Raw genomic sequence first — 18,374 nt, 5'->3', positions numbered from 1 at the left:
CACCTTCCGAAACCTCCTCACCCGCGTCCGCACCACCGACCTCGACGCCTACACCCACCAGGACCTCCCCTTCGAACAACTCGTCGAGGCCGTCGGGGCCGGGCGTTCCCTCGCGTACAACCCGCTGTTCCAGGTGATGCTGGCGCTGGACAACAACGCCGACACCGCCGTCGAGCTGCCGGGCCTGCGGGTGCGCCCGCGGCCCGTGGGCACCCGGGCCGCCCGCTTCGACCTCACGATCGGGCTGACCGAGCGGGTCGTGGGTGACCTGGGCGCCGAGGGGGTCCAGGGCAGCGTCGAGTACAGCACCGACCTGTTCGACGCGGCGACCGTCGACGCGTTCGCGGCCCGCCTGCTGCGGCTGCTGGGACAGGCCGTGGCCCGGCCCGACGTGCCCTTCGGCGACCTGGAGATCATGGCCGAGGAGGAGTACGCGGCGCTCGCGGCGACCGAGCGGCCCGCAGTGGCGGCCGCCGTCGAGACCACGGCCTGCGCCCTGTTCGAGGCACGGGTCCGTGAGGCCCCGCACGCCGTCGCCGTGTCGGCGGGCCGCGAACAGCGCACGTACCGCGAGCTCGACGAGGCCGCCAACAGGCTGGCTCGGGTGCTGGTCGCACACGGTGCGGGGCCGGACACGGTGGTCGCGGTGCGGCTGCCGCGCGGCCCCCGGCTCGCCGAGGCGATGCTCGCCGTCCTGAAGGCGGGCGCCGCCTATCTCCCCCTGGATCCGGACTATCCCGCCGACCGCATCGCGTACATGCTCGACGACGCCCGCCCGGTCCTGGTCGTCGGCTCGCCCGCCGGCGCGGCCGTACCGGTCGTGGACCTCGACGCCGCCGAGACTGTCGCGGCCCTGCGTACCGCGCCCGCGCACGGCCTCGACGACACCGAGCGTCGCGTCCCGCTGCGCCCCGGCCACATCGCCTACGTGATCTACACCTCCGGCTCCACCGGCCGCCCCAAGGGCGTGGAGGTGCCGCACCGGGGCGTCGCCAACCTGCTCGCGGCCTCGCAGGAGGAGCTCGGCGGGGTCGGGCCGGGCAGCCGGGTGCTCCAGTTCGCCTCGCCCAGCTTCGACGGGGCGTTCTGGGAGATCGGGATCACCCTGCTGGCGGGCGGCTGTGTGGTGATGCACCCCACGGGTGCGTGGAACGCCGCCGAGGACCTCGTGCCGCTGGTGACCTCGCAGAAGGTGACCCATCTGGCCATCCCCCCGTCCGTGCTGGCCATCCTGCCGGACGACGCGCTGCTGCCGGACACGACGCTGTTCGTCGTCGGCGAGGCCTGTCCGCCGGCACTGGTGGAACACTGGGCGCTCCGCTGCCGGATGCTCAACTCCTACGGCCCGACCGAGACCACCGTCTCCGCGACCGTCACAGAGCCCCTGGCCGGGTCCGGCACCCCGCCCATCGGCACCCCCGTCCGGGGTGTGCGCGTCCATCTGCTCGACGAGCGGCTACGGCCGGTACCACCCGGTGTCGTGGCCGAGGTGTACATCGGCGGGGCGGGGGTGGCCCGTGGCTACCGGTACCGGCCCGCCGCCACGGCGGAGCGCTTCGTGGCCGACCCGTGGGGCGCCCCGGGCAGCCGCATGTACCGCACCGGCGACCTGGCCCGGCGTCGGGCGGACGGGCAACTGGAGTTCGTCGGCCGCGTCGACGAGCAGGTGAAGGTACACGGCTACCGCATCGAACTCGGCGAGATCGAGACCGTCCTGGCAGCGCACCCCGGTGTCGCCCAGGCCGCGGTCAACGTGGTGACCGGCCCGCGCACCAGCCGGCTCGTCGGTTATGTGGTGCCCGCCCGCGGCACGGACGGACCCGACGGCACGCAGCTGCGGGCCTTCGCCGCGCGGACGCTCCCCGACTACATGGTGCCGGCCGCCTTCGTCATGCTGCCCCGGCTGCCGCTGTCGCCCAACGGCAAACTGGACCGGGCCGCGCTCCCCGCACCCGAACCGGTGAGCGCCGTCGGGGGCCGGGCACCCCGCGGGGCCGTGGAGGAGCAGCTGTGCTCCCTCGTGCGCGAGGCGCTCGGTGTCCCGGACGCCGGCGTGGACGACGACTTCTTCGACCTGGGCGGCGACAGCATCACCGCGATCCAGGTCAGCAGCCGCGCCCGCGCCGCGGGCCTGGCCGTGTCGCCGCGTGACGTCTTCCGGCACCGCACCGCGGCCGCGCTCGCGCGCGTCGCCGCGGCGGCCGGGGAGGCCCGGGAGACGGTCCAGCCGGACGACGGCGCCGGCACGGTGCTTCCGACGCCGGTGATGCGGTGGCTGCACGGCCTCGGCGGACCCACCGACGGCTTCCACCAGTCGATGCTCCTGCGGACCCCCGCAGGTGTACGGCAGGAGACCGTGGCCGCCGTCCTGCAGACCCTGCTCGACCACCACGACATGCTGCGGCTGCGCCGGCAGGACGACGACGGTGCGGGCTCCTGGAACCTGACGGTCCCGCCCGTCGGCGCCGTCCGGGCCGCCGAGCTGCTGCGCCGCGTGGACCTGCGCGGACGCGGTGACGCGGAGCTCGGGCGGGTGATCGCACAGGAGTCGGCGCGCACCGTGCGGGAACTCGCCCCCGGCGACGGCCGTACCGTGGCCGCCGTCTGGTTCGACCACGGCGCTCAGGAGGCGGGCCGGCTGTTCCTCGCCGTGCACCACCTCGCGGTCGACGGCGTCTCCTGGCGCATCCTGCTGGAGGATCTCGCCGAGGCCGGCCGAGCGCTCACCGAAGGCCGCGAGCCGCGCCTCCAACCCGTCGTCACGTCCTTCCGGCGCTGGTCGCACCTGCTCGCCGCCGAGGCGCACGCCGCACACCGCACCGCCGAACTGCCGTACTGGCTCCGCACGCTGGCCGAGCCGGCGCCGCTCGCGCCCGGCCTGGACCCCGTCCCGGGCCGCGACCTCACGCGCACCGTCCGGCAGCTCACGGACAGCCTGGACGCCGGCACCGGTCGGGCCCTGCTCACCACGGTCGCCTCGGCGTTCCACTGCGGCCCCGACGAACTGCTGCTCACCGCACTCGCGTTGGCGGTGGCCGACTGGCGCCGCGACCGCGGCACCCCACGCGGCGCGCTGCTCGTCGAACTGGAGGGGCACGGCCGCGCGGACCTGCCCGGCACGGACGTCTCGCGCACGGTCGGCTGGTTCACCAGCGCCCATCCGGTCCGCCTGGACCTGGCGCACACCGATCTGGACGATGCGCTGCGCGGCGGCCCGGCGCTCGACGACGCGGTCAAGCGGATCAAGGAACAGGTACGGTCCGCCCCCGGCGACCGCATCGGTCACGGTCTGCTGCGGCACCTCGGCGAACGGACGGCGCCCCGGCTCGCCGCGCTCGCCGAACCGCGCGTCGGCTTCAACTACCTCGGCAGGCTCCCGGCCGGCGGCCCGGCCGCCGACTGGGCGGTCGACCCGGCGCCGGGCGCCTTCGGCGGCGGCGCCGACCCGGACCTGCCCGTGGTCCACACCCTCGCCCTGAACGTCGTCGCCGAGGACAGCCCCGACGGGCCGGTGCTGCGCGCCGGGTGGACCTGGCCGACGGCGCTGCTCGACGAGGGCGACGTAAGGGCTCTCGCCGAGACCTGGCTGTCGGTGCTGGCCGCGCTCGCCCGGCACGACCCGGGCGACGCCGGGCGCACCCCGTCCGACGTGCCGCTGGTGAGCCTCAGCCAGGACCAGCTCGACCGACTCGAAGCAGCTTGGAGGTTCCCGCGGTGAGCCCGTCCGGACTGAGCGACATCCTGCCGCTGTCCCCGTTGCAGGAAGGCCTGTTCTTCCACAGCCTCTACCACCGGGACGGGCCCGACGTGTACGTCACCCAGCTCGTCCTCGATCTGCACGGCCCCCTCGACACGCCCGGGCTGCGCCGGTCCGCCGAGGCCCTGCTCGTGCGCCATCCCCACCTGGGCGCGGCCTTCTGGTCGGAGGGCCTGGACCAGCCGGTCCAGGTCGTGCCGCGCGCGGTCGCGCTCCCCTGGACGGAGCTGGATCTCAGCGGCCTGCCGGCGGCAGAGCGCGCGGAGCGGGCAGCGGAGTTCCTCGCCGCAGACCGCGCCCGCCGCTTCGAGCTGGCCACTCCCCCGCTGCTGCGCACCGCCCTGCTGCGGCTCGCGCCGGACCACCACCGGCTGGCGCTCACGGTCCATCACATCCTGCTGGACGGCTGGTCCACGCCGGTGCTCGTGCGCGAGCTGTTCGCGCTGTACGACGCCGAGGGCGACCCGGCCGCCCTGCCGCCCGCCCCGGCCTACCGCGACTACCTGACCTGGGTGGCCGGGCAGGACGGCGCGGCCGCCCGTGACGCCTGGCGCGCCGAGCTGGCGGGCCTGGACGAGCCCACCCGGCTGGCTCCGACCGGTGCCGGCGCGGCGGCACCTCGGGTCCCGTTGCGCAGGGCGGCCGACCTGGACGAGGACCTCACCCGGGCGCTCACCGATCTCGCCCGCTCCCGCGGGCTGACCCTCAGCAACGTCCTCCAGGCGGCCTGGGCGGTGCTGCTGGGCCGGCTGACCGGCCGCGACGATGTCGTCTTCGGGACCGTGGTGTCCGGGCGACCGGCCGAACTGCCCGGTGTGGACGGCATGGTGGGGCTGTTCATCAACACGGTGCCCACCCGGGTCCACACGGCTCCCGCCGTACCCCTGGCGGACATCGCGGCCCAGGTCCGTGACCGGCATCTGGCGACGAGCGCGCACCACCATCTGCCGCTCGCCGACATCCAGAAGGCGGCCGGACTCTCGGAGCTCTTCGACACCGTCGTCGTCTTCGAGAACTACCCCACCGGATCCGGCGCCCTCTCCGCGCGGCAGCTGACCGTGACCGGTGTCACCGGCCACGACGCCACCCACTATCCGGTGATGCTGGCCGTCGTCCCGGGCACCCGTCTTCACCTGCGCCTCGACCACCGGCCCGACCTGATCGACGATGCGCGGGCCGAGGAGATCCTGGCCGGACTGCGCGCGGTCCTCGCGGCCTTCGCCGCCGACCCTGACCAGGCGACGGGCCGGGTCGAGCCCCTGCCGCCCGCGCGGCTGAGTCCCGTGCTGACCGGCTGGAACGACACCGGCCACGCGGTGCCCCACTCCACCCTCGCGCAGCTCCTGGACGCCTCCGTCCGCACCCGCCCGGACCGGCCGGCCCTGGTCTGCGGCGACGAGGAGCTGACATACGCCGAACTCGACGCCCGGGCCAACCGGCTGGCCCGGCACCTGATCGAGCTCGGCGCGGGACCGGAGCGGATCGTGGCGCTCGCCACCGGCCGGTCCGTCCTGCTGGTCGTCGCGCTGCTGGCCGTCGTCCGCACCGGCGCCGCCTACCTGCCCGTGGACCCCGGCTACCCGGCGGAGCGCATCGCCCACATGCTCGACGACGCCAGGCCCGCCCTGCTGCTCACGGACAGCGCGGCCCTGGGCGCCCTGCCCGGCGGGGAGTGGACCGTCCTCGACGCACCCGCCCTCCAGGACCGCCTCGCCGACTGCTCGGCGGCACCTCTGGGCCCCGCGGAGCTGCGGGGGCCCGTCACCGGCGACACGGCCGTGAACGTCGTCTACACCTCCGGCTCGACCGGCCGCCCCAAGGGGGTCGTCGGCATCCAGAGCGGCCTGGTCAACCGTATGGCCTGGTTCGCGGAGCTGTACTCCTTCGACGCCAACGACCCCGTGTGCGCGAAGAGTTCGATCAGCTTCATCGACGGCACGGTGGAGATCCTCCAGACCCTCGTGCACGGCGGCCGGGTCGTCCTCGCCGACGCGGTCACCGCCCAGGACCCCGCCGCCCTCGCCGACCTCGTCGGCAAGAGCGGCACCCGTGTGCTGACCGCCGTACCGAGCCTTCTCCAGTCGCTGCTGCACGAGGAGGAGACCGCCGCCGACGGTGGGTCGGCCGGCGGACGGCTCGCCTCCCTGCGGCTGGTGCTCAGCAGCGGCGAACCCATGCCGCCCGAACTGCCCGCCCGCCTCGCCCTCAGCTGCCCGGACGCCCGGCTGATCAACTTCTGTGGCTGCACCGAGGTCAGCAGCGAGAGCCTGTACGCCGTGTGCGACGCGCACGATCAGTCCATCGGCCGTCCGCTGTGGAACACGCGTGCGCTCGTGCTGGACTCCGCCCTGCGCCCGGTGCCGCCGGGCACACCCGGGGAGCTGTACTACGGCGGCGTCGGCGTCGGCCGCGGCTATCTGGGCCGGCCCGCCGCCACCGCCGAGCGCTTCCTCGCCGATCCCTGTGGCCCGCCCGGCGCCCGGATGTACCGCACCGGTGACCTGGTGAAGTGGCGTCCCGACGGCAGTCTCGTCTTCCTGGGGCGCGCCGACGACCAGGTGAAGGTCCGCGGGGTGCGCGTCGAGCCGGGCGAGGTCGAGGCGGTCCTCGCCGGGCACCCGGACGTCAGCGAGGCGGCCGTCGCCGTGCGTGACCTGCCCGGCGCCGCCCGCGCCCTGGTCGGCTACGTGGTCCCGGACCGCGGCGGCGCCCCGCTCGACCCGGTGGCGCTGCGCCGGTACGCCGCCGACCGGTTGCCCGCCGCGATGGTCCCCGGCGCCCTCGTGGTCGTCGACGCGATTCCGCGCACTCCCAACGGCAAGGTGAACCGGCGCGCTCTGCCCGCCCCGGACGCGGAGGCGGCCGGGCAGGCGCCGCCGTCGGGCCCCGACGAGCAGGTGCTGTGCGATCTGTTCGCGGAGGTGCTGGGCCTGCCCCGGGTGGGCGCGCAGGACGACTTCTTCGCGCTCGGCGGGCACTCCCTGCTGGCCACCCGGCTCGCCGCCCGCGTCCGGTCCGTGCTCGGCGTGGAACTGGGGCTGCGCGCCCTCTTCGAGGCCCCCACACCCGCCGGTCTCGCGGGCCGCCTCGGCGGCGGCGAGCCCCGGGACGCCTGGACCGTCCTGCTGCCGTTGCGCGACACCGGCAACCGGCCGCCGCTGTTCTGCCTGCACCCGGCCGGCGGATTCAGCTGGTGCTACACCGGGCTGCTCCGCCATCTGCCGCCCGACCGGCCGGTGTACGGCATCCAGGCGCGCGGCCTGACCGAACCGGACCATGTCGAGGACGGCGTCGACCGGATGGCGGACGACTACTGTGCCCGCATCCTGGACGTCCGGCCCACCGGCCCGTACCACCTGCTGGGCTGGTCCTTCGGCGGGCAGCTCGCCCAGGCCGTCGCGGCGCGGCTACGGGCGGCCGGCCACCGGGTGGGGCTGCTGGCCCTGCTCGACTCCTATCCGCCCGAGGCACTGCCGGCCGACGAGCCCACCGACCGCAGCGAGGTGCTGCGTTTCCTGTTCTCCGAGTACTTCGGCGTCGAGCCGCCGGACCGCGCGGAGGGGCCGCTCGACACCGCCCGCGCCGCACGGCTGCTTCGCGCAGCCGGACTCGCCGACTTCACCGAGGACCATCTGGCGGCCATCGCGGACATCCTGCCGGCCGGCGCCCACGCGGCCCGGGCGCACCGGCCCACCCCGTACGACGGCGACCTGCTGCACTTCCGCGCCACCCTGGGCCGGCCCGAGGGCCTGCCCGACGCGGAGGCCTGGCGGCCCTACGTCACCGGGCGGATCGAGGCCCACGACATCGCCACCACCCACGGCCGGATGACCCGGCCCGACGAACTCGCCCGGCTCGGACCCATCGTCCGGGCCCGGCTGGACGCCACGGGGTGACCCCCGCTCGGCAGTGCCCCAGCTACGTCCGACTCACCTTCGACTCACGGAGCGACACCATGAGCAACCCCTTCGAGGACAACGACGCCCGCTACCTGGTCCTGCGCAACGACGAGGGTCAGCACTCCCTGTGGCCCGCGTTCGCCGCGGTTCCCGACGGCTGGGCGACGGTGCACGGAGAGGCGGACCGTCAGGAGTGCCTCGACTACGTCGAGGAGCACTGGACCGACATGCGGCCCGCGAGCCTGATCCGCGCCAGCGACGGCTGACGGGGCCGGCCATGACCCTCCTCGAACCGACGGGCACCGAGCCGGTGACGACCGACGGCCCCGACCTGGCCGACCCGTCGCTGTACCGGGACGGCGACCCGGCGGCCCTGTGGGCGCGGCTGCGCGCGCAGTCGCCGGTGTACCGCAACGAGCGTACGGGCAAGGAGTCGTTCTGGGCGGTGCTCGGTCACCGCGAGGCCCTTGAGGTGCTGCGCCGGCCGGAGACCTTCGTCTCCGGCCGGGGCATGCGGCTGGACGACTCGCCGGGGGCCACCGAGGCGGCCTCGCAGCGCATGCTCATCGTCACCGACCCGCCCCGGCACGCCAGGCTGCGGCAGGTCATGAACGCCGCCTTCACCCCCCGCATGGTGGCCCGGCTGCGCGACACCATGCGGGCCACCGCGACGGAGGTCATCGACGAGGCGCTGGAGCGTGGCGACTGCGACTTCGTGGACGTCGCGGCCCGGCTGCCCGTGACGGTGATCTGCGATCTGCTCGGCGTGCCGCCCGCCGACCGGCCGTTCATGCTGGACCGGACCATGACGGCGTTCGGCCACGCGGGGCCCGGCTCGGCCGACCGCGCCGCGGCGGCCCGGGCCCACACGGACATCCTGATGTACTACGCCGAACTCGCCGAACGCCGGCGGCGGGAGCCGGCGGACGACGTCGTCACCGCGCTCGTCCAGGGCACGGTCGACGGGCGGCCGTTGACCGACGAGGAGATCTACCTCAACTGCGACGGACTCGTCTCCGGTGGCAACGAGACGACCCGGCACGCCACGGTCGGCGGACTGCTCGCGCTGATGCGGCACCCCGATCAGTGGGAGGTGGCCCGCCGCGCGGACCATCCGATGGAGACGACCGCCCAGGAGATCCTGCGGTTCACCAGCCCGGCGATGCACGTCCTGCGCACCGCCGCCCGCGACACCGAGCTGGCGGGGCATCCGGTGCGGGCGGGGGACCGGGTCGCGGTGTGGCTACCCGCCGCCAACCGCGACCCCGCCGTCTTTCCCGACCCCGACCGTTTCGACGCGCTGCGGACCCCCAACCGGCATGTGGCGCTCGCCCCGGGCGAGCACTACTGCCTGGGCGCTGCGCTCGCCCTGGCGGAACTCACCGTCTTCTTCACGGAGTTGACGTCCCGAACGGAGCTGCCCGAACCGGTGGGCAAGCCGGTCCGGGCTGCTTCTCATCTCATCCGGGGCTTCGAGTCCCTGCCGGTGCGGCTACGGCCGCGGACCGGCTGAGGCGAAGCACCCCGGCCGGCCGGGCGCGCCGGGGGCCGTCGGCCGGCCGCGCCGGGGCGCCTCCGCCGGCGCCGACGCGGCCCCGGTCGTCAGCCCCAGCTCGGCGGCGCGCAGCCCGGCCTGGAACCGGGACGAGGCGTCGAGGCGCTGCATGACCTCCGAGACATGACGCCGGAACGTGCGCACGGACATGCCGAGTTCGCGAGCGGCCACCTCGTCCGTGCGGCCGGTGCCCATGAGGTGCAGGACCTTCAGCGGCATCTCGTCCTCCTCGCCGCCGTCCGGGGAGGTGAAGCGCATCGCGATGGACCAGTCGGCGGCCCTGCTGAACACCGCGTCGAACAGCACACCCAAGGAGTTGACCGTGTGCGGTTCGCGGACCAGTACCGACTGAGAGATGTCCCGGTGGCCGACGGGCAGGATCGCCACGGTGCGGTTCAGCACGGCGAAGCCGGGCAGCGGGTGCATGGACATCCGCACCTGGCCACCGCTGTGCAGCACTCGGTCCAGGCAGCGGGTGCGGCAGCCCTCGCCGGCCGCCACGGTCAGCACACGCAACGGAGCTCCCCGCTTCAGCAGCCATTCTTGCGTTGGCCATGCGCCACTGTAGCTACACGAGTAAAAGGCGTTGACGTCGACGTAGGAGAGTTCCAGGGGTGCGCGCCGAGGCTGGGACTGCCAGTGGCCGATCGCGGCGCGGAAGGCTTCGTCGGTGCGGAGCGACTGGACCGGGCCCGGACCGGGCCCCGAGGCATTGTCATGGATCCGTAACGCGGATTGGATGAGCGCCTGCGCCTGGGCCAGAGCGGATTTGACCTCGTCGGCGGAGCTTCCGGAGACGGAATTGCGTATGGATGACTCTTCGCACGAAAGGCCGCTTGCCGTCGTACTCATGGTTCCCCCGTATAGCGTTTGTTATGCGTCGTACTCGTTCTCTCCATGGCTTTGTGGAATCGCTGTTCATTACACATGATAGAACTCGATCAAGGCCTCAACGGATGTTTATGCGCCACCCTGGCGATGCCAAACCGCCCACAGACCCCGACAGCACCCCGCCGGACTTTCGGACCACGTCCACGTTTGACCCATCGATCAGGGAAAATGCCCTATCCATACGGAAAGTGAGTGTCCGTGACTGTGCGCACAGACGATTCACATTGGCTCAAACCTTTCCACTGGGTTATCGAACGCCCCGCCTCCCCCGGTCACGGCTCTACGTAAGCTGAAATATTGAGCCAGCGGGAAGTCGCGCGGCGCGGTGCGTCCGACGTGGTTTCGCGAGCACCGTCGGTCGACCGGACGCCACGAACCGTAAAACCACACCGTCGCGGGTGACCTTCGCTGCCGCAAGGTCGATACTGCCCATAGATGGGACCACGACCCGTCTCGGACCGCACCGAACCGCCAAGATCAAAAACTGTCCTCAACGCCGGTGAGCTGCGAAGAAGCAGGTTCTGGGCCCAAGTGCTAAACCCCCGGGGAGACACTTATGAAGATGCTGATCAACGTCCCGGAGACCGTCGTGGCGGATGCGCTGCGCGGGATGGCGGCCGCGTATCCCGATCTGACCGTGGACGTGGAGAGGCGGGTGATCGTCCGCCGGGACGCCCCGGTGGCCGGGCAGGTCGCGCTGGTGTCCGGCGGCGGCTCGGGGCACGAGCCGTTGCACGGCGGGTTCGTCGGCCCGGGGATGCTCTCCGCGGCGTGTCCCGGCGAGGTGTTCACCTCACCGGTTCCGGATCAGATGGCCCGGGCCGCGGCCGCCGTGGACAGCGGCGCCGGGGTGCTGTTCATCGTGAAGAACTACACCGGTGACGTGCTCAACTTCGACATGGCGGCCGAACTGGCCGAGGACGAGGGCATCCAGGTCGCCAAGGTGCTGGTGAACGACGACGTGGCGGTCACCGACAGCCTCTACACGGCGGGCCGGCGCGGCACCGGCGCGACCCTGTTCGTGGAGAAGATCGCGGGCGCGGCCGCGGCCGAGGGGCAGCCGCTGGAGCGCGTGGAGGCCATCGGCCGGCAGGTGAACGAGAACGCCCGCAGCTTCGGTGTGGCGCTGAGCGCCTGTACGACCCCGGCGAAGGGCAGCCCCACCTTCGAACTGCCGGAAGGCGAGCTGGAGTTGGGTATCGGCATCCATGGCGAGCCCGGCCGGGAGCGGCGGCCGATGATGACGTCCGGGGAGATCGCCGACTTCGCGGTGAACGCGATCCTGGAGGACATGCCGCCGCGCGACCCGGTGCTGGTGCTGGTCAACGGCATGGGCGCCACCCCGCTGCTGGAGCTGTTCGGCTTCAACGCCGAGGTGCAGCGGGTGCTCGCCGAGCGCGGGGTGGCCGTGGCCCGCACGCTCGTCGGCAACTACGTCACCTCCCTGGACATGGCGGGCGCCTCGGTGACGCTGTGCCAGGTCGACGAGGAACTGCTGCGGCTGTGGGACGCACCGGTGAAGACCCCGGCCCTGCGCTGGGGGATGTGATAGGGCGGACGAGGTGCCCCTCACCCGGGCCACACCGGTGAACACCCTTACCACGCAAGGAGATCCTGTGCTCGACGCCGACTTCTTCCGCCGTTGGATGGCGGCGGCCACCGCCTCCGTCGACCGTGAGGCGGAGCGGCTCACCGACCTCGACTCGGCCATCGGCGACGCCGATCACGGCAGCAATCTGCAGCGCGGCTTCCGGGCCGTGGCGACCGCCCTGGAGAAGGACGCGCCGGACACCCCGGGCGCCGTGCTGACCCTCGCCGGGCGACAGCTCATCTCGACGGTCGGCGGCGCGTCGGGGCCGCTGTACGGCACGCTGCTGCGCCGGACCGGCAAGGCGCTCGGCGATGCCTCCGAGGTCGACACGGCGCAGTTGGCCGAGGCGCTGCGCGCGGGCGTGGACGGGGTGATGGCGCTCGGCGGGGCGGCTCCCGGCGACAAGACCATGATCGACGCGCTGCTGCCGGCCGTGGACGCGCTCGGCGACGGCTTCGCCGCCGCGCGGGCCGCCGCCGAGCAGGGCGCGGAGGCCACCATCCCGCTGCAGGCCCGCAAGGGCCGGGCGAGCTATCTCGGCGAGCGCAGCATCGGGCACCAGGATCCGGGCGCGACCTCGTCGGCGCTGCTGATCGCCACACTGGAAGAAGCGGCGGAGGGCTGACGGTGAGCGACGACAAGCGGGTCGGGATCGTGCTGGTGTCGCACAGCGCTCAGGTGGCCGCCTCGGTCGCCGAGCTGGCGAAGGGCCTGGCGGGCGGGGCCGAGGCGGTGCCCGTGGCCCCTGCGGGCGGCACCGAGGGCGGCGGGCTCGGCACCAGCGCCGAGCTGATCTGCGCGGCGGCGGCCGCGGTGGACCGGGGGGTCGGCGTCGCGGTGCTCACCGACCTCGGCAGTGCCGTCCTCACCGTGAAGGCGCTGATCGCCGAGGGGGACGAACTGCCGGAGGGCACACGGCTGGTGGACGCGCCGTTCGTCGAGGGCGCGGTCGCCGCGGTGGTCACCGCCGCGACCGGTGCCGACCTGGACGCGGTCGAGGCCGCGGCGGCGGAGGCGTACGGCTACCGCAAGGTGTGACCCGCCATCGGGGCCGGCCGGTCATTGGTCCCCGACGAACAGCCTGGCCAGCCGCTCTCCCGTGGCCACCGCCGCCGCATGGTCCTCGATGGGGTCCACGCGGGAGTTCTCGAAGACGATGTAGGTGACGTCGGAGGGTGCCCCGCCGCCGCCCGGGTCGGTGCGGATGCCGAGGCCCCGGGCGGTGGCGTAGGAGGCCTCGCCGATGACATCGACCGGGCCCGTGTCACCGACCACGGCGTACTGCACCTTGTTCTGGTAGACGACCGCGGCCACGGCACCGCCTCGCACACCGAGCTTGCCGGGGTCCCAGACGGCGCTCGGGGCCGGGACGACGATGTAGGGCAGGGTCTCGGCCTTCAGATAGCGGCCGTCGGACTGCTGGAAGGCGGTCGTCGAGGAGAACTGCGGGTCCGTGCCGCGGTTGCACTCGGCGCCGGGCCGGCCGTCGCAGTCGATGTCCAGGTCGGCCTTCCAGTAGACGACGTCCTTGGTGCCGCAGACGGGTACGGTCGCGGGGCTGTCGGCGTCGGTGCGGTAGCGGCCGTGGGAGATCTCGTGGCACTCGCCGAGCCGGGCGAGCAGGTCGGCGGCGGGGACGGCGCCTTCGCTGAGGGTCGCGGGCGGTTCCGGGGGCTGGGTGGCGGCGGCCGGGACGGGCAGCGTCGCCGGGGCGAGCAGGGTGGCGCCGGCCGCGGCCAGGGTGAGGGACGGGACACGCACGATGAGAGACCCTCTCGTCAGGGACGGTACAGATGTCCGGCCGCTCCGGGCGGACATCCAGCCCACTGTGGTGCGCATCGGTGCCACCGGCCCTCCGGGCCGCTCCGAAGCGGCCGTATGGAGCACGCTTCTGACACCCCGTGAGGGACAAAAAACACTCAGCGAGGTTTCGGCAGGCCCAGTGACAACAGGGGCCGGGGATCCGGTCCGGTGCCGGTCCGGATCCCCCGGCCGCCCGCGTCGGCGCGGCTTCGGCGACGACAGCGTGTCCGCGCCACAGGCATGAACTGCCGTGTCCTCTCGGGCAGTTCAGCCGTCGGAAGCCTCAGCATACGTAACGTCCCGAGATGGTCACCACCGGGTCTCGGCCCTCTTGCCGTGACCGCGCCTGCCGCGCCATATTGGTCCGGACCTTTACATCGTGCCCATGCCGCCGTCCCCGGGGAGGCAGAGCCGTGCGACGCGTTCCGTGGCCGCTGGTACCGGTCTGTGGGGCTCTGCTGCTGGTCGCGTCCTGCGGCTGGGGCCGGGCCGAGGAGGACGAAGGCCGGGCGCCCGGCGCGCCCACCGGCGTCACCGCGCAGGCGGGCAGCGCCACGAGCGTGCATGTGATGTGGAACGCGGTGCCGGACAGCCCCGGCATCCGCCGCTACGAGGTATATCGGGGCACCACGAAGGTCGAGGAAGTGCCGGGTTCGCTGCACATGGTGGACGTCACCAGGCTCAGGCCGTCCACCATGTATGCCTTTACCGTGCGGGCCCGGGACACCGAGGGCCGGCTCGGCCCGCCGAGCCGGGCGGTGCGGGCGCGGACCCCGGTCATGGTGGCGGCGGACCGCTCGGCACCGACCCGGCCGTCGCATCCCGCCGGGCGGGCCGTCGGCAGCCGGGAGGTCCAGCTGTCGTGGGGCGCCTCGCGGGACGACCGGGGTGTGGTGTCGTACGACGTGTACCAGGGCGGGGCGAAGATCCACAGCGTCGGCGGGAACCAGACCGCGACCGTGGTCACCGGGCTGCGCCCCGGCACCGGCTACGTCTTCACGGTGCGGGCCCGCGACGCCGCGGACAACCTCTCCCCCGCGAGCGGACCGGTGCGCCTCACCACCCCGGGCACCGACGACGGCCGGAGCAGCGCGCCCACGGGATTCACCGCGCGGACCCACCAGGCCGGCGGCGCGTACTACATCGACCTCTCCTGGGATCCGCCCCAGGTGGACGGCGTGATCACCGAGTACCGGATCCAGCTCGACGGCGCCTCGGCCACCTCGCTGGTGTGGGGCGGCACACCCCCGCCCGGCCGGGCCGGCTACAGCTTCTATGCGGGCCGGAGCGCGGGCGAGGAGCACCGGGTGCGGCTGCGGGCCCGGCTGCCGGACGGCACCTGGGGCGGCTGGTCGCCGGAGCGGACGGTGACCACAGGACGCTGACGATGGACCGCAGGCGGCTGACGGTGACCACAGGCGGTTGACCTGTGCATCCCCGCGCCGTGCCGTCCTGCGCCGGACGAGGGAAAACGTCACTTGCCCGGGTGTCTCCCGGGTGCGGGCGAGCCCGGGGCCGCGTTGGCTGCTGCCCAGGCAGCACGGCCGTTTCCCGACCCCCGGCGGCGCATGAGACGTACCGCCGACCGTGCCGCCGGAGGGCCGGCCCATGCACACCTCGCGACTTGTCGTCCGCTCCGGTCTGACCCTGGCGGCCGCCGCGGCGCTCCCGGCCGCCCTCGCCGGGCCCGGCGCCGCGGCCTCGGGCGTCTCCGTCAGCACCGCCGGGTCCACCGTCTCGGTGGTCACCAGCGCGTGCACCCAGATCAACGGCAGCTGGGGCAACGCGGCCCTGCTCACCAGCCGGCAGGCGAACTTCGCCCAGGGCCGGCAGTCGGCCCTGGCGGGCACGACGATCAGCCAGTCCACCGCCTGGACGGGGGTGAGCCCGGGGACGTACACGGTGGTCGTGCTCTGCTCCAGCGGCGGCCCGGCGGGCACCCAGTCGGTGATCGTCTCGCCGGGCTCGGGCGGGAACACGGGCACGAACGCGGGTACGGCTGTTACGGGTTCGGGCACGGGCACGGGCACAGGAACGTCGCCCACGATCTCGTCGACGTCCTCACCGGCGCCCTCCCGTGGGGTGATGGGCGGCCTGGGCGGTGCCGCCCGCGACCACGGGCCGCTGACGCTGGGCCTCGGCGCCGCTCTGGTGAGCGGCGGGGTGATCGCCACGGGCTGGTATCTGCGCCGCCGTTCACGGCCGTACCGGCTCTGAGCCGCCCCGCGCGGACGTCAGTCGGCGTCGGGCAGGGCGGCGACCTCCGTCAGGGCGTGGGTGAGCCACTGGGTCCAGAAGGTCTCCAGGTCGATGCCGGCCCGCAGCACGAGGTGGCGCAGCCGGTCCTCGGGGGCGTCCCGGTCCGGCGGGAAGTCGCGCCTCTCGATCTCCTGGTACTCGGCCAACTGCCGCCGGTGCAGCTCCAGATGGCGCCGCAGATCCGCCGCAAGGCCCGCCGTGCCGACCACCGCCGCGGCCCGAAGCCGCAGCAGGAGCACATCCCGCTGCGGCTTCGGGTCCTGCGCGGCGGCGGTCCAGCGGGCCAGTTCGGCGCGGCCCGCGGGCAGCACGTCGTAGCTCTTCTTCTGCCCGCGCGCCGGCTGTTCGGACGGCAGTGCGCGGATGAGCCCCTCGGCTTCCAGCTTCCCCAGCTCGCGATAGATCTGCTGGTGCGTCGCGGACCAGAAGTACCCGATCGACTTGTCGAAGCGGCGGGTCAGTTCCAGTCCGGACGACGGCTTTTCCAGCAGGGCGGTGAGGATCGCGTGCGGGAGTGACATGGGCTCATCCTAGGGAGGTGCATATCCCGGGGAGGTGCGCGAGGCGCCCTACAGCGCCGCCGCCAGCTCCGTGCCCTGCTTGATGGCCCGCTTGGCGTCCAGTTCGGCCGCGACGTCCGCGCCGCCGATCAGATGCACGCTGCGCCCGGCGGCGGCCAGCTCCTCGTACAGGTCGCGGCGCGGCTCCTGGCCGGTGCACAGCACCACCGTGTCGACCTCCAGCACCGTGCTCTCCTCGCCGACCGTGATGTGCAGACCGGCGTCGTCGATCCGGTCGTAGCGCACGCCCGGGACCATGGTCACGCCGCGGTGCTTCAGCTCGGTGCGGTGGATCCAGCCGGTGGTCTTGCCGAGTCCGGCGCCGACCTTGGTGGTCTTGCGCTGGAGCAGATGGACCTGGCGCGGCGGGGCGGGCCGCTCGGGCGCGGCCAGGCCGCCCGGCGCCTGGTAGTCCATGTCGACGCCCCAGCCCCGGAAGTAGGTCGCCGGGTCCTCGCTCGCCTTGTCGCCGCCGTCGGTGAGGAACTCGGCGACGTCGAAGCCGATGCCGCCGGCGCCGAGCACGGCGACCCGCTCGCCGACCGGGGCGCCGCCCCGCAGGACGTCCAGGTAGCCGAGGACGCGGGGGTGGTCGACGCCGGGGATGTCCGGGGTGCGCGGGGTGACGCCGGTGGCGACGACGACCTCGTCGTAGCCGGCGACGGTCTCGGCGGTGACCCAGGTGTCGAGGCGTACGTCGACGCCGTGCGCGTCGAGCTGGTGGCGGAAGTAGCGCAGCGTCTCGTCGAACTCCTGCTTGCCGGGGACCTTGCGGGCCACGTTGAGCTGGCCGCCGACCTCGCTCCCGGCGTCGAAGAGCGTGACCTCGTGGCCGCGTTCGGCGGCGGAGACCGCGCAGGCGAGGCCTGCCGGGCCGGCACCGACGACCGCGACGCGCTTCTTCAGCCGGGTCGGCGCGAGCACCAGCTCGGTCTCGTGGCAGGCGCGCGGGTTGACCAGGCAGGAGGTGATCTTCCCGCTGAAGGTGTGGTCGAGGCAGGCCTGGTTGCAGCCGATGCAGGTGTTGATGGCCTCCGGGGTGCCGGCGGCGGCCTTGGCGACGAAGTCGGGGTCGGCGAGCATCGGGCGGGCCATGGAGACCATGTCCGCGTGCCCGCCGGCGAGCAACTCCTCGGCCAGTTCCGGCGTGTTGATGCGGTTGGTGGTCACCAGGGGCACCGACACCTCGCCCATGAGCTTCTTGGTGACCCAGGTGTAGGCGCCGCGCGGGACGGAGGTGGCGATGGTGGGGATGCGGGCCTCGTGCCAGCCGATGCCGGTGTTGATGATCGTCGCCCCGGCGGCCTCGACCGCCTTGCCGAGGGTGATGACCTCCTGGAGCGAGGAGCCGCCCGGGACCAGGTCCAGCATGGAGAGGCGGTAGATGACGATGAAGTCCTCGCCGACGGCCTCGCGTACACGCTTGACGATCTCGACGGGGAAGCGCATCCGGTTCTCGTAGGAGCCGCCCCAGCGGTCGGTGCGCTGATTGGTCTGCCGGGCGATGAACTCGTTGATCAGATAGCCCTCGGAGCCCATGATCTCCACGCCGTCGTAGCCGGCCTGCCGGGCGAGGCGGGCGGCGCGGGCGTAGTCCTCGATGGTGCGCTCGATGTCGGCGTCGCTCAGCTCACGCGGCACGAAGGGGCTGATCGGGGCCTGCAGGGCGCTCGGGGCGACCAGGTCCTGGTGGTAGGCGTACCGCCCGAAGTGCAGGATCTGCATCGCGATCCGGCCGCCCTCGCGGTGCACGGCCTCCGTGACGGCCCGGTGCTGCTCGGCCTCCGCCTCGGTGGTGAGCCTGGCGCCGCCCTCGTACGGCCGGCCCTCGTCGTTGGGGGCGATGCCGCCGGTGACGATGAGGCCCACGCCGCCGCGGGCGCGGGCCGCGTAGAACGCCGCCATCCGCTCGAAGCCGCGCTCGGCCTCCTCCAGGCCGACATGCATGGAACCCATGAGTACGCGGTTGGGCAGGGTGGTGAAGCCCAGGTCGAGCGGGGTCATCAGGTGCGGGTAACGGCTCATCGGGCCCTCCGTGCGCGGTGTCGTCACCCTTGTT

Annotated in this window: 13 protein-coding genes; 9 read left to right on the top strand and 4 right to left on the bottom strand. The window is 73.6% G+C overall.

Annotated features, from left to right (window positions below):
• From IE277_RS15130 to IE277_RS15115, 4 genes are all read left to right on the top strand, one after another.
• Positions 1 to 3,718, top strand: a 3,718-nt coding sequence (locus IE277_RS15130) for a non-ribosomal peptide synthetase (protein ID WP_189952524.1), incomplete at its 5' end; no start/stop codon positions are given.
• Positions 3,715 to 7,653 (top strand): non-ribosomal peptide synthetase, encoded by a 3,939-nt coding sequence (locus IE277_RS15125; RefSeq protein WP_189952522.1) that lies wholly within the window; start codon positions 3,715 to 3,717, stop codon positions 7,651 to 7,653. The genes IE277_RS15130 and IE277_RS15125, both read left to right, overlap by 4 nt.
• Positions 7,654 to 7,712: 59 nt before the next feature.
• A complete protein-coding gene (locus tag IE277_RS15120; protein ID WP_189952520.1) occupies positions 7,713 to 7,922 on the top strand; it encodes an MbtH family protein in 210 nt (69 codons plus the stop codon).
• A gap of 11 nt (positions 7,923 to 7,933) precedes the next feature.
• A complete protein-coding gene (locus IE277_RS15115; protein ID WP_189952518.1) occupies positions 7,934 to 9,169 on the top strand; it encodes a cytochrome P450 in 1,236 nt (411 codons plus the stop codon).
• Here IE277_RS15115 and IE277_RS15110 read toward each other — a convergent pair.
• Positions 9,149 to 9,727, bottom strand: coding sequence for a response regulator transcription factor (locus IE277_RS15110; RefSeq protein ID WP_373310785.1), 579 nt, complete (start codon positions 9,725 to 9,727; stop codon positions 9,149 to 9,151). The two genes, IE277_RS15115 and IE277_RS15110, sit on opposite strands and share 21 nt — an antisense overlap.
• Before the next feature lie 931 nt (positions 9,728 to 10,658).
• Between IE277_RS15110 and dhaK the strand changes: the two genes are divergently transcribed.
• The 3 genes from dhaK (at position 10,659) to IE277_RS15095 (ending at position 12,731) form a co-directional block, all read left to right on the top strand.
• Positions 10,659 to 11,651 carry a dihydroxyacetone kinase subunit DhaK gene (dhaK, locus tag IE277_RS15105; protein WP_189952516.1) on the top strand — a complete coding sequence of 331 codons (993 nt, stop codon included), beginning with the start codon at positions 10,659 to 10,661 and terminating at the stop codon, positions 11,649 to 11,651.
• A gap of 67 nt (positions 11,652 to 11,718) precedes the next feature.
• Positions 11,719 to 12,318 carry a dihydroxyacetone kinase subunit DhaL gene (gene dhaL, locus IE277_RS15100; protein ID WP_189952515.1) on the top strand — a complete coding sequence of 200 codons (600 nt, stop codon included), beginning with the start codon at positions 11,719 to 11,721 and terminating at the stop codon, positions 12,316 to 12,318.
• A 2-nt stretch (positions 12,319 to 12,320) separates the two neighbouring features.
• Positions 12,321 to 12,731, top strand: coding sequence for a PTS-dependent dihydroxyacetone kinase phosphotransferase subunit DhaM (locus tag IE277_RS15095; protein ID WP_189952513.1), 411 nt, complete (start codon positions 12,321 to 12,323; stop codon positions 12,729 to 12,731).
• A gap of 21 nt (positions 12,732 to 12,752) precedes the next feature.
• On the opposite strand, the gene IE277_RS15090 is transcribed toward IE277_RS15095, so the two are convergent.
• Entirely contained in the window at positions 12,753 to 13,454 is a 702-nt protein-coding gene (locus tag IE277_RS15090) for a glycoside hydrolase family 75 protein (RefSeq protein WP_189952511.1), read from the bottom strand.
• Positions 13,455 to 13,909: 455 nt separating this feature from the next.
• Between IE277_RS15090 and IE277_RS15085 the strand changes: the two genes are divergently transcribed.
• Entirely contained in the window at positions 13,910 to 14,881 is a 972-nt protein-coding gene (locus tag IE277_RS15085; RefSeq protein WP_229881466.1) for a fibronectin type III domain-containing protein, read from the top strand.
• A 223-nt stretch (positions 14,882 to 15,104) separates the two neighbouring features.
• On the top strand, positions 15,105 to 15,713 hold the full coding sequence (locus IE277_RS15080) for a hypothetical protein (protein WP_189952507.1): 609 nt from the start codon (positions 15,105 to 15,107) through the stop codon (positions 15,711 to 15,713).
• 17 nt (positions 15,714 to 15,730) lie between these two features.
• Here IE277_RS15080 and IE277_RS15075 read toward each other — a convergent pair whose 3' ends face one another.
• Positions 15,731 to 16,276, bottom strand: coding sequence for a PadR family transcriptional regulator (locus IE277_RS15075; RefSeq protein ID WP_189952505.1), 546 nt, complete (start codon positions 16,274 to 16,276; stop codon positions 15,731 to 15,733).
• Positions 16,277 to 16,324: 48 nt separating this feature from the next.
• Positions 16,325 to 18,340: an NADPH-dependent 2,4-dienoyl-CoA reductase gene (locus tag IE277_RS15070; RefSeq protein WP_189952503.1), complete on the bottom strand. Its 2,016-nt coding sequence runs from the start codon at positions 18,338 to 18,340 to the stop codon at positions 16,325 to 16,327.
• Positions 18,341 to 18,374 lie beyond the last annotated feature (34 nt).

Origin of the sequence: Streptomyces alanosinicus, assembly GCF_014650595.1 — a bacterium.
In the GTDB taxonomy this organism is placed as follows: Bacteria; Actinomycetota; Actinomycetes; order Streptomycetales; family Streptomycetaceae; genus Streptomyces; species Streptomyces alanosinicus.
This window is presented reverse-complemented; position numbering and strand designations above follow the sequence as displayed.

What these genes read in the sequence shown, in the direction of transcription:
- IE277_RS15115 (WP_189952518.1), top strand. Translation starts at nt 7,934, where the DNA reads ATGACCCTCCTCGAACCGACGGGCACCGAGCCGGTGACGACCGACGGC.
- dhaK (WP_189952516.1), top strand. Translation starts at nt 10,659, where the DNA reads ATGAAGATGCTGATCAACGTCCCGGAGACCGTCGTGGCGGATGCGCTG.
- IE277_RS15075 (WP_189952505.1), bottom strand. Translation starts at nt 16,276, where the DNA reads ATGTCACTCCCGCACGCGATCCTCACCGCCCTGCTGGAAAAGCCGTCG.
- IE277_RS15120 (WP_189952520.1), top strand. Translation starts at nt 7,713, where the DNA reads ATGAGCAACCCCTTCGAGGACAACGACGCCCGCTACCTGGTCCTGCGC.
- IE277_RS15070 (WP_189952503.1), bottom strand. Translation starts at nt 18,340, where the DNA reads ATGAGCCGTTACCCGCACCTGATGACCCCGCTCGACCTGGGCTTCACC.
- IE277_RS15080 (WP_189952507.1), top strand. Translation starts at nt 15,105, where the DNA reads ATGCACACCTCGCGACTTGTCGTCCGCTCCGGTCTGACCCTGGCGGCC.